The organism is Kitasatospora sp. NPDC054795, from assembly GCF_053611565.1.
This window is the reverse complement of sequence record NZ_JBSHAP010000036.1, coordinates 51,031-65,900: the sequence shown is the minus strand read 5'-3', so window position 1 is coordinate 65,900 and position 14,870 is coordinate 51,031. Positions and strand designations below refer to the sequence as shown.

Sequence of the window (14,870 nt, the reverse complement as noted above, 5' to 3'; positions counted from 1 at the left end):
CCAAGTACCTCAAGGCGCCGTTCCACCTGGACGGCTGGCGGGTCGACGTGGCCCAGATGGCCGGCCGGCGCGGCGAGGTCGAACTCAACCGCCTGGTCGCCACCACCACCGCCGCCACCGTACGGGCCGCCAACCCCGACGCCGTGCTGCTCGCCGAGCACCAGCACGACGCCTCGCTCGCCCTGGGCGGCGACGGCTGGCAGGGCACCATGAGCTACGCGGGCTTCACCCGCCCGGTCTGGGCCTGGCTCGCCGAACGGCACGACCAGAAGGACTTCTGGGCGGTGCCCGGGCCGATCCCCGACTACAGCGGCGCCCAACTGCGGGCCACCATGACGGCGTTCGGCGCCGCCCTGCCCTGGCGCAGCCGGGTGCACAACCTCACCCTGCTGGACTCGCACGACACCGCCCGGTTCCGCAGCTTCGCCGGCCCCGAGCGCCAACTGCTGGGCGCGGCCCTGCTGTTCACCCTGCCCGGCACCCCGATGGTGTTCTCCGGCGACGAGGTCGGCGTGCTGGGCGAGGGCCTGGAGGAGGGCCGCAAGCCCTTCCCCTGGGACGAGTCCGCCTGGGACCAGCACACCTACCGCACCTACCGCGAGCTGATCCGGCTGCGCCGCGGCCACAGCGCGCTCAGCGGCGGCGGGCTGCGCTGGCTGCTCGCCGAGCGCGACGTCCTGCTGTTCGAGCGCGAGGACGACCAGGAGCGGATCCTGGTGCAGATCAGCCGGGCCGACCACCCGCCGGTGGCGGGGGAGTGGCACGCCACCCACCTGCTCGGCGGGCCGCAGCTCGTCCCCGGCCGCGACCTGCCCGCCGAGGGCCCGGCCGTGCACGTCTGGTCGGTGGCCCGATGAGCACCTCCACCGCGGGGACCGCCGCCGCCGTGCGCCGCGGCCGGATCGAACGCGTCCCGGGCTTCCGCTCCGGACAGCTCGGCAACGAACGGGACCTCCTGGTCCACCTGCCGCCCGGCTACGACGAGGACCCGGACGCCGACTACCCGGTGCTCTACCTCCAGGACGGCCAGCAGGTCTTCGACCAGGGACAGCGGCCCACCTGGGCGCTGGACCGGACGCTGGAGCAGCTCTACGCCGAGGGCCTGATACCCGAGCTGATCGCGGTCGGCGTGCCCAACGCCGGCGCCGAGCGCGGCACCGAGTACTCGCACGTCGCCGAGTACTGGCGCACCCCCGGCACCCCGCTCAAGGGCCACCGCTACGAGGCGTTCCTGGCCGACGAGGTCAAGCCGTTCGTCGACGCCCGCTACCGGACCAGGACCGGGCCGGAGCACACCGCGGTGATGGGCTCCTCGATGGGCGGCCTGGTCGCCTACCACATGGCCTTCCGCCGCCCCGAGGTGTTCGGCCTGGCCGCCGTCCTCTCCCCGTTCCTCACCCACGTCGACCCGGCCGGCCTCGGCGAGAAGTCGGTGTACGAGCGCTACCGCCGCCGCGGGCCCCGCCGGCTCTGGCTGGACATCGGCGGCCGGGAAGGCCTGATCCTGGCCCGGCCGGCCAGGGAACTGGCCGTCCAGCTCCTCGACGAGGCCGGCTACACCAGCGGCGCCGACCTCCTCTACTACGAGGACCCGCAGGCACCCCACCACGAGGACGCCTGGCGTCCCCGCGCCCGGCACGCGCTGCTGCACCTGTTCGGCGCCGCCTCGCCGGTCGTCTCGCTCGCCGCCGCCGCGCACCTGCGGCTCGCCCCCGGCGAGACCTGGAGCGCCGTCAACCCGGTCGCCGTCCGGGCCGACGGCGTGCGGTACACCGCACTGGAGGCCGACTACCGGGTGGAGCGGCCCGAGGTCGCCGCCGTCCTGCCGCACGGGCTGCTGCGCCCGCTGGCCGCCGGACGCACCGCGGTGACCGTCCGGGCGCACGGGCTGGACGCGCCCACCGAGGTCGAGGTGGCGCCGGAGCTGCCGGCCCGGCCCGTCCTGGAGGTGGTCGTCACCGTGCCGGACGGCACCCCGGACGACGCGCCGGTGATGTTCGGCCCGCTGCCCTGCCGGCCCGACGGCCCCGGGCGCTTCCGCGGCCGGATCGCCGTCCCGCGCGGCACCGGCTTCGACGGCGGCGTCTCCCGCGGCTGGGGCCTGGACGCCGTCGACGAGGACGGCCTGCGGGTCGTGCACCCGCTCACCGTCGACCGGGACACCCGCCTCGACCTCACCGTCGACCGCTGGCACCGCCCGGCGGACGGCATCTGACCCGCCCGCCCCGGGGCCCGGACCCCGCCCCCTCCCAGACGAAGGAGTCTCGGACGATGCGCTACCGCAGACACGCCGCTCTCGGCGTCCTCGCCCTGCTGGTCACGGCCTGCGGCGGCACCTCGCCCGCCGGCACGCCGTCCGCCGGCTCCTCCGCCGCGGGCGGCGCCGCCCCGGGGGGAGCGATGACCGACCCGCCGATCCCGGCCGCGGAGGGCGACCTGGTGATCTGGGCGCAGACCCAGCAGGCCGCCGCCCTCCAGCCGGTCGCCGACCGGTTCGGCAAGGAGCACGGGGTCAAGGTCACCGTCGTCCCGCAGTCCGTCAACACCCAGCAGGCCTACGTCTCGGCTACCAACGCGGGCAAGGGCCCCGACCTGGTGGTGGGCGCCTCCGACTGGCTGGGCAACCTGGTGCAGAACGGCGTCGTCGCGCCCGTTCCGCTCACCGGGGCGCAGAAGGCGTCGTTCGAGCCCGCCGCGCTGGAGGCCGTGCAGCACGACGGCCGGCCGTACGGGCTGCCCTACGCGACCGAGAGCCTGGTGCTGTTCCGCAACACCGAACTCGCCCCGGACGCCCCCGCCACCTTCGAGGACCTCGCCGCCGCCGGGCAGGGCGCCGTCAAGGCCGGCCGCAGCGACGTCCCGCTCGCCCTGCCGATCGGCCAGCAGGGCAACGCGTACGCGCTGCAGCCGCTGTTCACCTCGGCCGGCGGCTACCTGTTCGGCACCAAGGCGGACGGCGGCTACGACACCGCTGACCTCGGGGTCGGCGGGCCGGGCTCGATCGCGGCCGGCGAGTTGTTCAAGCAGTACGGGGAGAAGGGCAGCGCGCTGTTCAACCGCTCGGTGGACACCAACGCCATCGCGCTGTTCACCGAGCGCAAGACGCCGTTCCTGGTGGCCGGCCCCTGGGCGCTGGGCCAGCTCAAGCAGTCCGGGCTGCCCTACGCGATCTCGCCGGTGCCCGGCTGGGCGGGCAAGGGCCAGGCCCGGCCGTTCATCGGGGTGCAGAGCTTCTACCTGTCCGCCAAGGCCAGGAACGTGCCGCTGGCCCAGGAGTTCCTGCTGCGCGAGATCGGCTCCGAGTCGGGCCAGCTGGCGCTCTACCAGGCCTCGCCGGAGCCGCCGGCACTGACCTCCGCGCTCGCCCGGGCGTCCGCGACCGACCCCGACATCGGCGCCCTCGCCGCCGCCGGGGCGGGCGGGCAGCCGCTGCCGACGATCCCCGCGATGAACGCGATCTGGGGGCCGCTCGGCCAGGCCGAGGCGAACATCGTGGCCGGTGCCGACCCGGCCGCGACCATGAAGCAGGCCGGCGAGGCCATCCGGGCCGCCCTGGGCTCCGCCCGCTGAGGCCCCTGCCCTTCCGAACCCCCGTACACCGAACCCCCGTACACCGAGCCCCGGTATACCGAGCCCCGGTACACCGAACTCCCGTACCGAGCCCCCGTGTGCCGGGCCTCCGTGCACCCAGCCCCCGTGTGCCGAGCCCTCCGCCGCTCGGGCGCCGTCACCGCGCTCGTGGCGAGGACCTCCCTGCTGGCCGGCGTCGCCGCCCTCGCCCTCTACGCGGCGCCCCGGCTGTACGACGGCGGGCACTGGGCCGCGCTCGGCGTGCTGGCCGCGGCCGTCGGCGCGACGTTCTGGACCTACCTCTCGCCGCGCCGGCTGCCCGCCAAGTACCTGCTGCCCGCCACCGGGCTCTTCCTCGCGTTCGTGGCCTACCCCGTGCTGTACATCGTCGCCATCTCCTTCACCGACTACGGCGACGGCCACCTCCTCACCAAGGACCAGGCGGTCCGCAGCCTCGTCGAGCACTCCGTCGAGCCCGTTCCCGGCAGCCCCTCGTACGCGCTCACCGTCGCCACCGGCGCCGACGGCGGCCCACTGGTGCTGCTGCTCACCGACCCCGACACCGGACAGGTGTCGGCCGGCACCGCGAGCGGCCTCGCCCCCGCCCCCGCCGGGACGGTCGCCGGACCGGACGGCCGGGTCACCTCCGCCCCCGGACTGAAGCTGCTCACCTTCGGTCAGGTCAACGCCCGTTCCGCCGAGCTGACCGGCCTGCGGGTGCCGGTGGACGGTGCCTTCCTCGTGAGCCAGGGACTCTCGACGGCCACCACCGCCCGGCCCACCCTCGTCCACGACCGGGCGGCCGACACCCTCACCGACACCCGCGACGGCACCGTCTACCACCCGGAGGACGGCCGGTACACCGCCGCCGACGGCTCCGGGCGGACCCTGCCCACCGGCTGGCACCGCACCGTCGGCTTCGCCAACTTCACCGCCGTGCTCACCAGCCCCGCCATCCGCGGCCCCTTCCTCGGCGTGCTCGCCTGGACCTTCGGCTTCGCCCTGCTCTCCACCGGCGCGTCCTTCGCCCTCGGACTCGGCCTCGCGCTCACCCTGCACCACCCGCGGCTGCGCGGGCAGCGGGTCTACCGCTCGCTGATGCTGCTGCCGTACGCGATGCCCGCGTTCATCGGCATCCTGATCTGGCAGAGCATGTACAACCGGGACTTCGGGCTGCTCAACCAGCTGCTGCACACCCGGATCGACTGGCTGGGCGAGGCCTGGAGCGCCCGGTTCGCGGTGGTGCTCACCAGTCTCTGGCTCGGCTTCCCCAACATGCTGCTGATCTGCACCGGCGTGCTGCAGGCGATGCCCGCCGAGCTCAACGAGGCCGCCCGGATCGACGGCGCCGGGCCGTGGCGGGCGTTCCGGGCGGTCACCTTCCCGCTGCTGCTGGTCGCCGCCGCACCGGTGCTGATCTCGTCCTTCGCCTTCAACTTCAACAACTTCAACGCCATCCAACTGCTCACCGGCGGCGGGCCGTTCGACGGCGCGGGCGGCACGGCCGGCTCCACCGACATCCTGATCAGCTACACCTACCGGCTGGCCTTCGGCGGGCAGGGCGCCCAGTACGGCTTCGCCGCCGCGCTGTCCATCGTCATCTTCCTGCTGGTCGGGCTGATCACGCTGGTGGGCTTCCGCCGCACCCGCGCCCTTGAGGAGCTGAACGCATGACCGCCACGTCCGGTAATACCGGTACCACCGGCACCACCGGCACCGCTGCCGCGCGCTGGCTGCGCCGCTTCGGCTGGCGGCACCTGATCGCCGTACTCGCCGTCTGCTTCGCGCTGTTCCCGCTGCTGTTCGTGCTCTCCGCCGCGCTCAACCCGCTCGGCACGCTCCAGTCGTCCACCCTGCTGCCCCGGCACGCCTCGCTCGCCAACTTCACCGCGCTGTTCACCGACGGGCAGTACCCGTTCGCCCGGTGGCTGGGGAACACCGCGCTGGTCTGCGGCACCTTCGCGGTGCTCAACGTGCTGCTCGGGGTGCTGGCCGCGTACGCCTTCTCGCGGTTCCGCTTCCGGGGGCGACGGTTCGGGCTGATGGCGGTCTTCCTGGTGCAGATGTTCCCGCAGTTCCTCGCGGTGATCTCGCTCTACCTGATGTTCGCGAAGATCGGCGACGTGCTGCCGGCGATCGGCCTGGACACCCCGTGGGGCCTGGTGCTGGTCTACCTCGGCGGCGCGATGGGGGTGAACACCTGGCTGATGAAGGGCTACCTGGACACCATCCCGCGCGAGATCGACGAGGCCGCCAAGGTGGACGGCGCCGGGCACGCCCAGATCTTCTTCCGGCTGGTCCTGCCGCTCGCCGCGCCGATGCTGGTGGTGATCTCCATCCTGTCGCTGACCGCCGCGCTCAACGACGTGATCCTCGCGAACATCTTCCTGACCTCGAACGACTCCAAGACGGTCGCGGTCGGCCTCTACGGGATCATCTCAGGCCAACAGGACCAGAACTACGGCCTGTTCGCCGCCGGGGCACTGGTGACCTCGCTGCCGGTGATCGTGGTCTACCAGTTCCTCCAGCGCTACCTGGCCCAGGGGCTGACCGCGGGATCGGTCAAGGGCTGAGCACGGGTGGCCGGCCTGCCGCCCCGGACGCCGACGACGTCCGGGGCGGGGTGGTGGGTCCCGTGGGGCGCGGTGGTCCCGTGGGGTGCGGTTCCCGTGCGGGCGGCGGATCAGGATTCGCCGTGCTGGCCGCGGGAGAAGATGGTCGGGCTGCCGGGGAGCTCCGGATTCGCGCCGAGGTGGTCGGCCAGGTCGCGCACCCCCTCGACCAGCGAGACCGACGGCCGGTATCCCAGGCCCTGGAGCTTGGAGATGTCGCCGACCAGCCGGTAGGTGTCGTCCTCGATCTCCGGGATCACGCTGACCTCGGGCGTCTTGCCGGTGGCCTCCCCGATCGTGTCGACGAGCCGGCGCATCGACACCTCCGTGCCGGAGCCGATGTTGAACACCTCGCCCAGGTCGGCCCGGTCGGCGATCGTCAGCAACCCCTGGACCAGGTCGGTGACATGGACGAAGTCGCGGGTCTTCCGGTCGATGTCGCCCACGATCTGGATGGGTCGGTGGTTGAGGTGCCAGCGCAGGAAGCGGCCGACCTCGACCATCGCCTCGTGCGGGTTCTCCCCCGGCCCGTAGACGCAGAAGGGGCGGCCGACCACCACCGGGAGGCCGCAGGCGCGGTGGAGTGCCAGGCAGGTGATCTCGCCGCTGAGTTTGGACGCGCCGTACGGCACGAAGGGGCGGGTCGGGTGGTCCTCGTCCATGGGGAATTTCCGGGGCGTTCCGTAGACGGACGCGGACGAGACGTAGACGACCCGACGGACGGGCGCCTTGAGGAGGGCCTCGGCGAAGATCAGCGTGCCGAGTGCGTTGATCTCGAAGTCGAGGCGCGGCTGCGTCACCGACAACGTGCCGTTCGCGTTCGCGGCGACGTGGAAGACCAGGTCCGCGCCGTCCACGGCCTCGGCGACGGCGTCGACCTCGCGGATGTCCAGCAGGTGCAGGGTGGTCCCGGACGGCGCCGAGATGTTCGTGGCCGTCCGGGCGTTGTCGATGATCGACACCTCTTTCCCCAGGAAGAGGAGAGCGCTGGTCAGGTGCCTTCCGACGAAACCCAATCCGCCCGACACCAATACCTTGTCGTATTCTTCGAGCATATATTCGATATATCAGGCCTAGAACATATGGGCGATCCGGGAATTCGAAATCGCGTCCGTCCGGGTGAATATCGGGCGAGAGGGGTTTGCCCCGGGGCGGAGTTCAGTCCCCGTGGGCGGCCGTCGGCCCGGTGTCGAAGGCGCGGAAGAGCGAGAGGTCGGGGGTACGGCCGCGGATCGTGGTCCAGGCCTCGTGGAAGTCCCGCCGGATCCGGGACGGGAGCCAGGGGGCGGGCCGCAGCTCCGGAGGGAGGAGCGGGTCGCGCTCCAGGGCGTGGGTGAAGGCCTCGGCCAGCCGCAGCGCGACGGCGACGAGTTCGACGGAGCCGCGGTCGGGACCGAGAGGTTCCGCGGCGAGCGCGTCGGCGAGGGGCTGGTACGCCTCGACCGTCTCGGCCGAGGGCCACAGGTGCTCCGCGGTGGAGGCGGGATCGGTGAAGCCCGGGCCGGTCAGACGAGTGGCCTCCGCCGTGATCAGGTAGGCGCCGACCGTCGCCGCCGAGGCCTCCTCGGTGAGTTCGTCGAGGAGGTCGTGCGGGCTCGCATAGGCGCCGGGCGCGAGCGGCACGGCACCGAGCCGGGTCAGCGCGGCACGCAGGGCGTCGCGCTCCGACCGGTGCCGCTCGGGGACGGAGAAGGTGTAGAGGCGCCAGAGCCCGTCCCAAGGGGCGAGGCCGGCGTCCTGCGCGTAGGCCAGCGCGACGAACCGGACGTCCATGTCCGAGCGGAGCCTGCCCGCGTTGGTCAGCACGAGCCGGCCCTTGCGGCCCCGGCCCTCCTGCCGCAGGACGCCCGCCGCCTCCAGCCGGCGGACGGCCAGCCGCACCGGCTGGTCCGACAGGCCGACCGCCGCGGCGACGTCGTAGACGTAGTCGAGCGAGGCCGTGCCCTGCGGATCGAAACAGGCCTCGACGACCGTTCGCGGCGCGGCTCGGTACGGCGCGGCGTTCTGTGCGGACACGGGAGACCTCGGTTCTCGATCGCGGGGCCCGGGGCGGGGCCGTCCGGTCAATGTGCCACATCTGGCACGCGGGACCTCAGGCGCCTTCCCAGGGGTAGCCGTGGCGGCGGAAGGCCGAGGCGATGGCCGCCGGGGCCGGCTCCGGTGTCACGTTTTCGGTGGCTCCCCGGTCCATCTGTCGGGTGCGGCGGCCGCAGTCCGCGCCGCCGCCGACCGAGAGAGGGGACATGACCATGGAGACCCTGACCGTCCGACGCGTCGTCGCCGCGCCGATCGAGGACGTGTTCGACTGGTGCGCCACCACTACCAACTACACCCGCTCCCCGCTCATCCTCCGGGCCCGACTGGCCCGACCGGGCGCCGGTGCACCGTACGGCGTGGGGGCGGTGCGGCTGCACACCTGGACGATCGGCTGGTTCCGCGAGCGGGTCACCGCGTACAACCCGCCGTACGGCTTCGACTACACGGTCGAGCGCAGCATGCCGCCGTCCCGGCACGAACTCGGCCGGATGACCTTCACCGAGGTCGCCGGCGGGACGGAGGTCGCGTGGACGACCACCTTCCAGGTCCGCTTGCCCTTCGGCGCGGCCCTCACCCGGGCCCTGGCGAAGCCGGTCATCGCCCACACCTTCGGTCGGATCCTCGCCGCTGCCGATGCCGAACTCACCGGTGGGCGGCGGGCCGGGGGCGGTGATGCCGAGTGATGGTGGGCGCCGTGCGTGGTCGCGGTGGGGGTGCCTCCCCGCCCGGCGTGAACGCCGGGCGGGGACGGGGGAGTTCAGGGCCGGTGGGTGGTGATGGTGATCAGGTGGGAGGTCCAGTCGGTCATCTCGCCGACGTAGAGGGTGACGCTCCAGCTGTCGTTGCGGGAGAGGCAGGCGGCGATGCCCTGGCCGCCGCCCGGCCCGATGCAGATCCGGATGAAGTCCCGGTGGGCCTCCCGGACGGGGAGCTTGCGGACGCGCTCCCAGAGGACGGGGAGGGCGTGGTCGAGGCTGGGGAAGTCGGCGGGGAGCATGACGCCGGCGATCCCGGCCCGCACGGCGCTCACGCGGCGTCCGCCTCGGGGGAGACGTGGCACCAGACGAACTTCCCGACGCCGCCCTCGCGCGGGCAGCAGCCCCACTGGGTGGCCAGCTGCTGGACGAGCCGCAGGCCCCGGCCGGTTTCGGCGGAGGTGGAGGCGGGGCGGAGGGAGGGCTTCTCGCCGTCGGCGTCGTGCACCTCGATGCGGAGGGTGTCGTCCGGGGAGAGGTGGAAGCGGACGAAGATCAGCCGGTCGCGCGGGGCACGGCAGTGCTGGACGGCGTTGGTGACCAGCTCGCTGACCAGCAACTCGCCGGTGAAGACGAGGAGTTCGCCACAGGGGTGGGGGAGGAGGAAGTCGTGGAGCTCCCAGCGGGCGGCGCGGGGCGCCTTGCGGTGCCGGGGCAGCCAGCAGGTCCGCTCGGCGGGGATGGGGGAGGGGGAGAGGTCTTCAGGCATGGCGGGGCCACCTATGGAGTGTGCAGGTGAAAGCGGCTGAAGAGGGCATGGGGATGCCCGGTGGCGAGATCCACCGAAATAACGCTGTGTGGTCTATCTCGCTACTGCAGGTAGCATGCACCTGGATTGATGCAACCTGCAAGCTAAACAACTGCAACGATGCATAATTGGCAGCGCTGGATTGACGAACAGTCACCAGGCACACTGGGGATCGTCAGGTGAGAGGACTTGCGCATGGCTGATGAACCGAAGCCGACCGTCCGTGCCCGCCGACTCGGCTCGGAACTCCGCCGTCTTCGCGACGCTGCGGGCAAGGGGACGGAGGATGCGGCGCAGGCTCTCGCTTGTTCCCGCGCCAAGATCAGCCGTATAGAGACCGGGGTGTCGGGCGTTCGCCGCCTGGACCTTGGGATCCTGCTCGATCTGTACGGGGTGGTGGGCAAGGAGCGTGATGCCCTTGAGGAGTTGTCGCGAGAGAGCAAGAAGCGCGGTTGGTGGCACGACTACGGCGACACGATCCCGTCGGCGTACGTCGATGTCCTCGGGCTGGAAGACGATGCTCGCTACATCCGCATGTGGCAGACCATGGTTGTGCCGGGCTTGTTGCAGACGAAGAGCTACGCCCGGGCCCTGCTCGAAGCCAATCCCGCTGCCGTCCGGCCGGAGCGCATTGATCAGCTGGTCGAGATCCGCATGGAGCGGAAGGAAGTTCTCGCAAAGCCTGATCCGGCGCGGTTCTGGGCGATTATTTGGGAACCTGCGCTCAGGTGTCCGGTGGGAGGGGCGGAGGTGCACAACGAGCAGCTGCGCCATCTCGCGGAGATGGCGCAGCTTCCCAACGTCACCCTGCAAGTGGTGCCGCTGGGGGTCGGCGCGACTGCGGGTGCATGTGGGGCCTTCGTGATGTATGGCTTCTCTGACTCGCCTACTCCCGGAGCGGTCTTCCTGGAGACACTGACAAGCAGCCACTATCTGGAGCAGCAGGGCGAACTGGACGGCTATGGGCTGGTCTTCGAATACCTGCGATCGGCTGCTCTGAACCCCAAGGAGTCGCTGGATATGATCGCGGCCATCGCGGCGGCGACATGACGATGAGATCAGAAGAGGTGTGAGCGCGTGACTGTGCCGGATGGTGCCGCTCGGGGTTGGTATAAGAGCAGCTACAGCGCCCAGGCGAACGAGTGCTTGGAGACCCGGTCGTTGATGGTGGGCGGGATGGCTGTCCGCGACTCGAAGGATCCGGACGGGCCGGCGCTTCTCTTCCCCGCCGGTGCCTGGTCGTCTTTCCTCTCCGGGGTCAAGTCCGGGGAGTTTCCGACCGACTGAAACGACAGGGGTGCCCCGCACGGGCTGTGGCCGTGCGGGGCACCCCTGTTGGTTCGTACTTCCTAGAAGTCGTCGTCGAAGGCGACGGTGCCCTCGACGGCCACCTGGTACGCCGACACCCGGCGCTCGAAGAAGTTGGTCAGCTCCTGGACGTTCTGGAGCTCCATGAAGCCGAACGGGTTGGTCGAGCCGTACCGGATCGGCAGGCCCAGCCGCGCGAGACGCTGGTCGGCCACGGCCTCCAGGTACTCGCGCATGGACTCGGTGTTCATGCCGGCGAGACCGTCACCGCACAGGTCCTGGGCGAACTGGAGCTCGGCCTCGACGGCCTCCTCCAGCATCTCCGTGACCTGCTTGGCCATCTCGTCGTCGAAGAGGTCGGGCTCCTCCTCGCGGACGGTGTCGACCACCGACATCGCGAAGTCCATGTGCATGGACTCGTCGCGGAACACCCAGTTGGTGCCGGTCGCGAGACCGTGCAGCAGGCCCCGGCTCCGGAACCAGTACACGTACGCGAACGCGCCGTAGAAGAACAGGCCTTCCACACACGCCGCGAAGCAGATCAGGTTCAGGAGGAACGCGCGGCGGTCCTCCTTGGTCTGCAGCGACTCGATGTGGTCGACCGCGTTCATGTACTTGAAGCAGAACTGCGCCTTCTGGCGGATGGAGGGGATGTTCTCCACCGCGGCGAAGGCCGCGTTGCGGTCCTCCGGGTCGGGCAGGTAGGTGTCGAGCAGCGTCAGGTAGAACTGGACGTGCACGGCCTCTTCGAACAGCTGCCGCGAGAGGTACAGCCGCGCCTCGGGCGAGTTGATGTGCTTGTAGAGGCTCAGCACCACGTTGTTGGAGACGATCGAGTCGCCCGTCGCGAAGAACGCGACCAGCCGGCCGATCAGGTGGCGCTCGCCCTCGCTGAGCTTCGCCAGGTCGGCGACGTCGGAGTGCAGGTCCACCTCCTCGACGGTCCAGGTGTTCTTGATCGCGTCCCGGTACCGGTCGTAGAACGACGGGTAGCGCATCGGGCGCAGGGTCAGCTCGAAGCCGGGGTCGAGCAGCATCTTGCGGTCTTCGGACTGGGACATTACTGGCAGGCCTCGCAGGACTCGGGGTTCTCCAGGGAGCAGGCGAGGGCGGCTTCCTGCTCCGGGGTGAGGGTCGGGGTGCCCACAGGGATCGTGTTGGCGGGCACGGGCGCCGGCGCGGCGGCACGGGCGGCACCGGACGCGGCCTGGGCGATGCGGGTGGCCGGACGCGAACGCAGGTAGTAGGTGGTCTTCAGGCCGACCTTCCACGCGTAGGCGTACATCGAGCTGAGCTTGCCGATGGTCGGCGCCGCCATGAACAGGTTCAGGGACTGGCTCTGGTCCAGGTACGGCATGCGGGCCGCGGCCAGGTCGATCAGCGCGCGCTGCGGCAGCTCCCAGGCCGTCCGGTACAGCGAACGCACCTCGGCGGGCAGCCAGTTCAGCTCCTGGACGGAACCGTTGGCGTCGCGCAGGGCGTCGCGGGTCTGCTGGTCCCAGACGCCGAGCTCCTTGAGCTCGCGCACCAGGTACGGGTTGACCTGGAGGAACTCGCCGGACAGCGTCTCGCGCTTGAACAGGTTGGACACCTGCGGCTCGATGCACTCGTACACGCCGGCGATGGACGCGATGGTCGCGGTCGGCGCGATGGCCAGCAGCAGCGAGTTGCGCAGGCCGGTCTCGGCGATCCGGGCGCGCAGCGCCGTCCAGCGGTCGGCCCACTGCGGGGCGGCCGTCGGGAAGTGGTCGATGTGCAGTTCGCCGCGGGCGGCGCGGGTCTCGCCGTACGCCTCGTGGCGGCCGAGCTGCTCGGCCAGGTCGGCGGAGCGCTCGTACGCGGTGAGCATGATGCGTTCGGCGATCAGCGTGGACAGGCGGGCGGCCTCGGCGGAGTCGAAGTCGATCCGCAGCTTGAAGAAGACGTCCTGGAGGCCCATCACGCCGAGGCCGACCGGCCGCCAGCGGGAGTTGGAGGTGCCGGCCTCGGTGGTCGGGTAGAAGTTGATGTCCACCACGCGGTCGAGGAACGTCACGGCCGTGCGGACGGTGGCGTCGAGGCGCTCCCAGTCCATGGCGCCGATCAGGTCGTCGGCCGAGGCACCGGGGGCCACGTGGGCGCCCAGGTTGACCGAGCCCAGGTTGCAGACGGCGGTCTCGGAGTCGTCCGTGACCTCCAGGATCTCCGTGCACAGGTTGGAGGAGTGCACGGTGCGGCCCGGCAGCGCGGTCTGGTTGGCGGCGCGGTTGGAGGCGTCCTTGAAGGTCATCCAGCCGTTGCCGGTCTGCGCCAGGGTGCGCATCATGCGGGCGTACAGGGTCTGCGCCGGGATGGTGCGCACGGCCTTGCCGGCCAGCTCGGCCTTGCGGTAGGCCTCGTCGAACTCCTCGCCCCACAGGTCGACCAGCTCCGGCACGTCGGCCGGGGAGAACAGCGACCAGTCCTGGTCGGCGTTGACCCGGCGCATGAACTCGTCCGGGATCCAGTGCGCCAGGTTGAGGTTGTGGGTGCGGCGGGCCTCTTCGCCGGTGTTGTCGCGGAGCTCCAGGAACTCCTCGATGTCGGCGTGCCAGGTCTCCAGGTAGACGCAGGCCGCGCCCTTGCGGCGGCCGCCCTGGTTGACGGCGGCGACCGAGGAGTCGAGGGTGCGCAGGAACGGCACGATGCCGTTGGACTTGCCGTTGGTGCCGCGGATCAGGCTGCCGCGCGAGCGGATGCGCGAGTACGACAGGCCGATGCCGCCGGCGTGCTTGGACAGGCGGGCGATCTGCGCGTAGCGGTTGTAGATCGAGTCCAGGTTGTCCAGCGGCGAGTCGAGCAGGTAGCAGCTCGACATCTGCGGGTGGCGGGTGCCGGAGTTGAAGAGCGTCGGCGAGGAGGTCAGGTACTCCAGGCGGCTCATCAGGCCGTACAGCTCGGCCACCTCGCGCACGGACTGCTCGCTGTCGCCGACCGCCAGGCCACAGGCGACGCGGAGCAGGAAGTGCTGCGGGGTCTCGATCACCTTGCGGGTGATCGGGTGGCGCAGCAGGTAGCGGGACTGCACCGTGCGCAGGCCGAAGTACTCGAAGCGGTCGTCGCCCTTGGTGTCGACGAGCGCGTCCAGGGCGGCCGCGTGCTTGGTGACGAAGGCGGCGGTGGTGTCGCCGATCAGGCCCTCGGCGTGGCCGACGGCGATCGAGGCGGAGAAGGACACCGAGCCCTGGCTGTTCGCCTCGTCGACGATCTCCAGGGCGAGCAGGCGGGCGGCGAGCTTCGAGTACTGGGGGTCCTCGGCGATCATCGACGCGGCGGCGTCCACGGCGAGCCCGCGCAGCTCGGCGAAGTCCGAGCCGGCGTGGCGGCCGCGCAGCGCGGCGGCGGCGACATGGCCGGGGTCGACCTCGGTGAGGTCGGTGCTGCGGTCGGTGAGCAGCCGCAGCAGCGCGCCCCCGGGGTCGGAGACCGTCGGGTCGGTGAAGGCGGTACCGGAGCCCTGGGTGGGCAGGGTGGCTGAGGCAGCGGTGGTCAAGGCGCTCTCTCCTGGCGGCGATCGGCGGCGGTGATCGGGGGGCCACCGGGCCGATCTGGGCAGGGGAGCACGGCGCGAACGCAAAAAGCGTCGCGCGAGGTGACTCCCCGGCCCGCCCGCGAGGCCCGGAGGGGTACTGCTGGTGCCGGCGCGGCCTCTGCGGGAGGGCCGTGGCGCACGCCGTCGGCAGGTACTCGGACTCGCGGGGCGCGGCTGCTGGAGCCGCCCGCTCACCGCTGCGGGGCAGTCCCGGATTCGCACCGGGTTCCCCTGCATCGACAGCAGTAGCGAGCATACATGTAGTGCCGCCGGACTGCGGCGGCACCATA

Annotated in this window: 15 protein-coding genes and 1 riboswitch; of the genes, 8 read left to right on the top strand and 7 right to left on the bottom strand. The window is 71.5% G+C overall.

Translation table 11 applies throughout. From position 1 onward, the window contains the following. From ACWGJO_RS15660 to ACWGJO_RS15640, 5 genes are all read left to right on the top strand, one after another. A partial coding sequence (locus ACWGJO_RS15660) for an alpha-amylase family glycosyl hydrolase (protein WP_452184113.1) occupies positions 1-857 on the top strand: 857 nt, incomplete at its 5' end. Continuing rightward, positions 854-2,215, top strand: coding sequence for an alpha/beta hydrolase (locus ACWGJO_RS15655; RefSeq protein ID WP_452184112.1), 1,362 nt, complete (start codon positions 854-856; stop codon positions 2,213-2,215). The genes ACWGJO_RS15660 and ACWGJO_RS15655, both read left to right, overlap by 4 nt. Positions 2,216-2,271: 56 nt before the next feature. Beyond that, the gene (locus ACWGJO_RS15650) at positions 2,272-3,570 is read left to right on the top strand and encodes a sugar ABC transporter substrate-binding protein (RefSeq protein ID WP_452184110.1); all 1,299 of its coding nucleotides are present in this window, start codon (positions 2,272-2,274) and stop codon (positions 3,568-3,570) included. Positions 3,571-3,696: 126 nt separating this feature from the next. Then, the gene (locus ACWGJO_RS15645; protein WP_452184108.1) at positions 3,697-5,244 is read left to right on the top strand and encodes an ABC transporter permease subunit; all 1,548 of its coding nucleotides are present in this window, start codon (positions 3,697-3,699) and stop codon (positions 5,242-5,244) included. Then, positions 5,241-6,143 carry a sugar ABC transporter permease gene (locus ACWGJO_RS15640; RefSeq protein WP_452184106.1) on the top strand — a complete coding sequence of 301 codons (903 nt, stop codon included), beginning with the start codon at positions 5,241-5,243 and terminating at the stop codon, positions 6,141-6,143. The genes ACWGJO_RS15645 and ACWGJO_RS15640 overlap by 4 nt, the downstream gene beginning before the upstream one ends. 110 nt (positions 6,144-6,253) lie before the next feature. Here ACWGJO_RS15640 and ACWGJO_RS15635 read toward each other — a convergent pair whose 3' ends face one another. From ACWGJO_RS15635 to ACWGJO_RS15625, 3 genes are all read right to left on the bottom strand, one after another. Next, entirely contained in the window at positions 6,254-7,237 is a 984-nt protein-coding gene (locus tag ACWGJO_RS15635) for an NAD-dependent epimerase/dehydratase family protein (RefSeq protein WP_452184105.1), read from the bottom strand. A gap of 103 nt (positions 7,238-7,340) precedes the next feature. Next, on the bottom strand, positions 7,341-8,198 hold the full coding sequence (locus ACWGJO_RS15630) for a PaaX family transcriptional regulator C-terminal domain-containing protein (RefSeq protein ID WP_452184103.1): 858 nt from the start codon (positions 8,196-8,198) through the stop codon (positions 7,341-7,343). Positions 8,199-8,274: 76 nt separating this feature from the next. Next, complete coding sequence (locus ACWGJO_RS15625) at positions 8,275-8,427, bottom strand: hypothetical protein (RefSeq protein ID WP_452184101.1); 153 nt, start codon at positions 8,425-8,427, stop codon at positions 8,275-8,277. 4 nt (positions 8,428-8,431) lie between these two features. Between ACWGJO_RS15625 and ACWGJO_RS15620 the strand changes: the two genes are divergently transcribed. After that, positions 8,432-8,902 (top strand): SRPBCC family protein, encoded by a 471-nt coding sequence (locus ACWGJO_RS15620; RefSeq protein WP_452184124.1) that lies wholly within the window; start codon positions 8,432-8,434, stop codon positions 8,900-8,902. A 74-nt stretch (positions 8,903-8,976) separates the two neighbouring features. Here the strand turns inward: ACWGJO_RS15620 and ACWGJO_RS15615 are convergent, their stop codons facing one another. Together ACWGJO_RS15615 and ACWGJO_RS15610 are read right to left on the bottom strand one after the other, a co-directional pair. After that, entirely contained in the window at positions 8,977-9,249 is a 273-nt protein-coding gene (locus tag ACWGJO_RS15615) for a hypothetical protein (protein WP_452184099.1), read from the bottom strand. After that, positions 9,246-9,683, bottom strand: a complete 438-nt coding sequence (locus ACWGJO_RS15610) for an ATP-binding protein (protein ID WP_452184097.1) — start codon at positions 9,681-9,683, stop codon at positions 9,246-9,248. Before ACWGJO_RS15610 ends, ACWGJO_RS15615 begins: the two co-directional genes overlap by 4 nt. Positions 9,684-9,917: 234 nt before the next feature. Here ACWGJO_RS15610 and ACWGJO_RS15605 point away from each other — a divergent pair, with 234 nt between their 5' ends. Both ACWGJO_RS15605 and ACWGJO_RS15600 read left to right on the top strand, forming a co-directional pair. Next, positions 9,918-10,772 carry a helix-turn-helix domain-containing protein gene (locus tag ACWGJO_RS15605; protein ID WP_452184096.1) on the top strand — a complete coding sequence of 285 codons (855 nt, stop codon included), beginning with the start codon at positions 9,918-9,920 and terminating at the stop codon, positions 10,770-10,772. Between the two features lie 27 nt (positions 10,773-10,799). Then, positions 10,800-11,009, top strand: coding sequence for a DUF397 domain-containing protein (locus ACWGJO_RS15600; RefSeq protein WP_452184094.1), 210 nt, complete (start codon positions 10,800-10,802; stop codon positions 11,007-11,009). Between the two features lie 62 nt (positions 11,010-11,071). Here the strand turns inward: ACWGJO_RS15600 and ACWGJO_RS15595 are convergent, their stop codons facing one another. Together ACWGJO_RS15595 and ACWGJO_RS15590 are read right to left on the bottom strand one after the other, a co-directional pair. Continuing rightward, the gene (locus ACWGJO_RS15595) at positions 11,072-12,091 is read right to left on the bottom strand and encodes a ribonucleotide-diphosphate reductase subunit beta (protein WP_452184092.1); all 1,020 of its coding nucleotides are present in this window, start codon (positions 12,089-12,091) and stop codon (positions 11,072-11,074) included. Next, complete coding sequence (locus tag ACWGJO_RS15590) at positions 12,091-14,517, bottom strand: ribonucleoside-diphosphate reductase subunit alpha (protein WP_452184122.1); 2,427 nt, start codon at positions 14,515-14,517, stop codon at positions 12,091-12,093. Before ACWGJO_RS15590 ends, ACWGJO_RS15595 begins: the two co-directional genes overlap by 1 nt. Positions 14,518-14,709: 192 nt before the next feature. Next, positions 14,710-14,866, bottom strand: a riboswitch (cobalamin riboswitch). Between the last annotated feature and the right edge of the window lie 4 nt (positions 14,867-14,870).

Coding starts and splice junctions, on each gene's coding strand:
- ACWGJO_RS15595 (WP_452184092.1), bottom strand. CDS start 12,091: ATGTCCCAGTCCGAAGACCGCAAGATGCTGCTCGACCCCGGCTTCGAG.
- ACWGJO_RS15620 (WP_452184124.1), top strand. CDS start 8,432: ATGGAGACCCTGACCGTCCGACGCGTCGTCGCCGCGCCGATCGAGGAC.
- ACWGJO_RS15635 (WP_452184105.1), bottom strand. CDS start 7,237: ATGCTCGAAGAATACGACAAGGTATTGGTGTCGGGCGGATTGGGTTTC.
- ACWGJO_RS15655 (WP_452184112.1), top strand. CDS start 854: ATGAGCACCTCCACCGCGGGGACCGCCGCCGCCGTGCGCCGCGGCCGG.
- ACWGJO_RS15610 (WP_452184097.1), bottom strand. CDS start 9,683: ATGCCTGAAGACCTCTCCCCCTCCCCCATCCCCGCCGAGCGGACCTGC.
- ACWGJO_RS15625 (WP_452184101.1), bottom strand. CDS start 8,427: ATGTCCCCTCTCTCGGTCGGCGGCGGCGCGGACTGCGGCCGCCGCACC.
- ACWGJO_RS15640 (WP_452184106.1), top strand. CDS start 5,241: ATGACCGCCACGTCCGGTAATACCGGTACCACCGGCACCACCGGCACC.
- ACWGJO_RS15650 (WP_452184110.1), top strand. CDS start 2,272: ATGCGCTACCGCAGACACGCCGCTCTCGGCGTCCTCGCCCTGCTGGTC.
- ACWGJO_RS15605 (WP_452184096.1), top strand. CDS start 9,918: ATGGCTGATGAACCGAAGCCGACCGTCCGTGCCCGCCGACTCGGCTCG.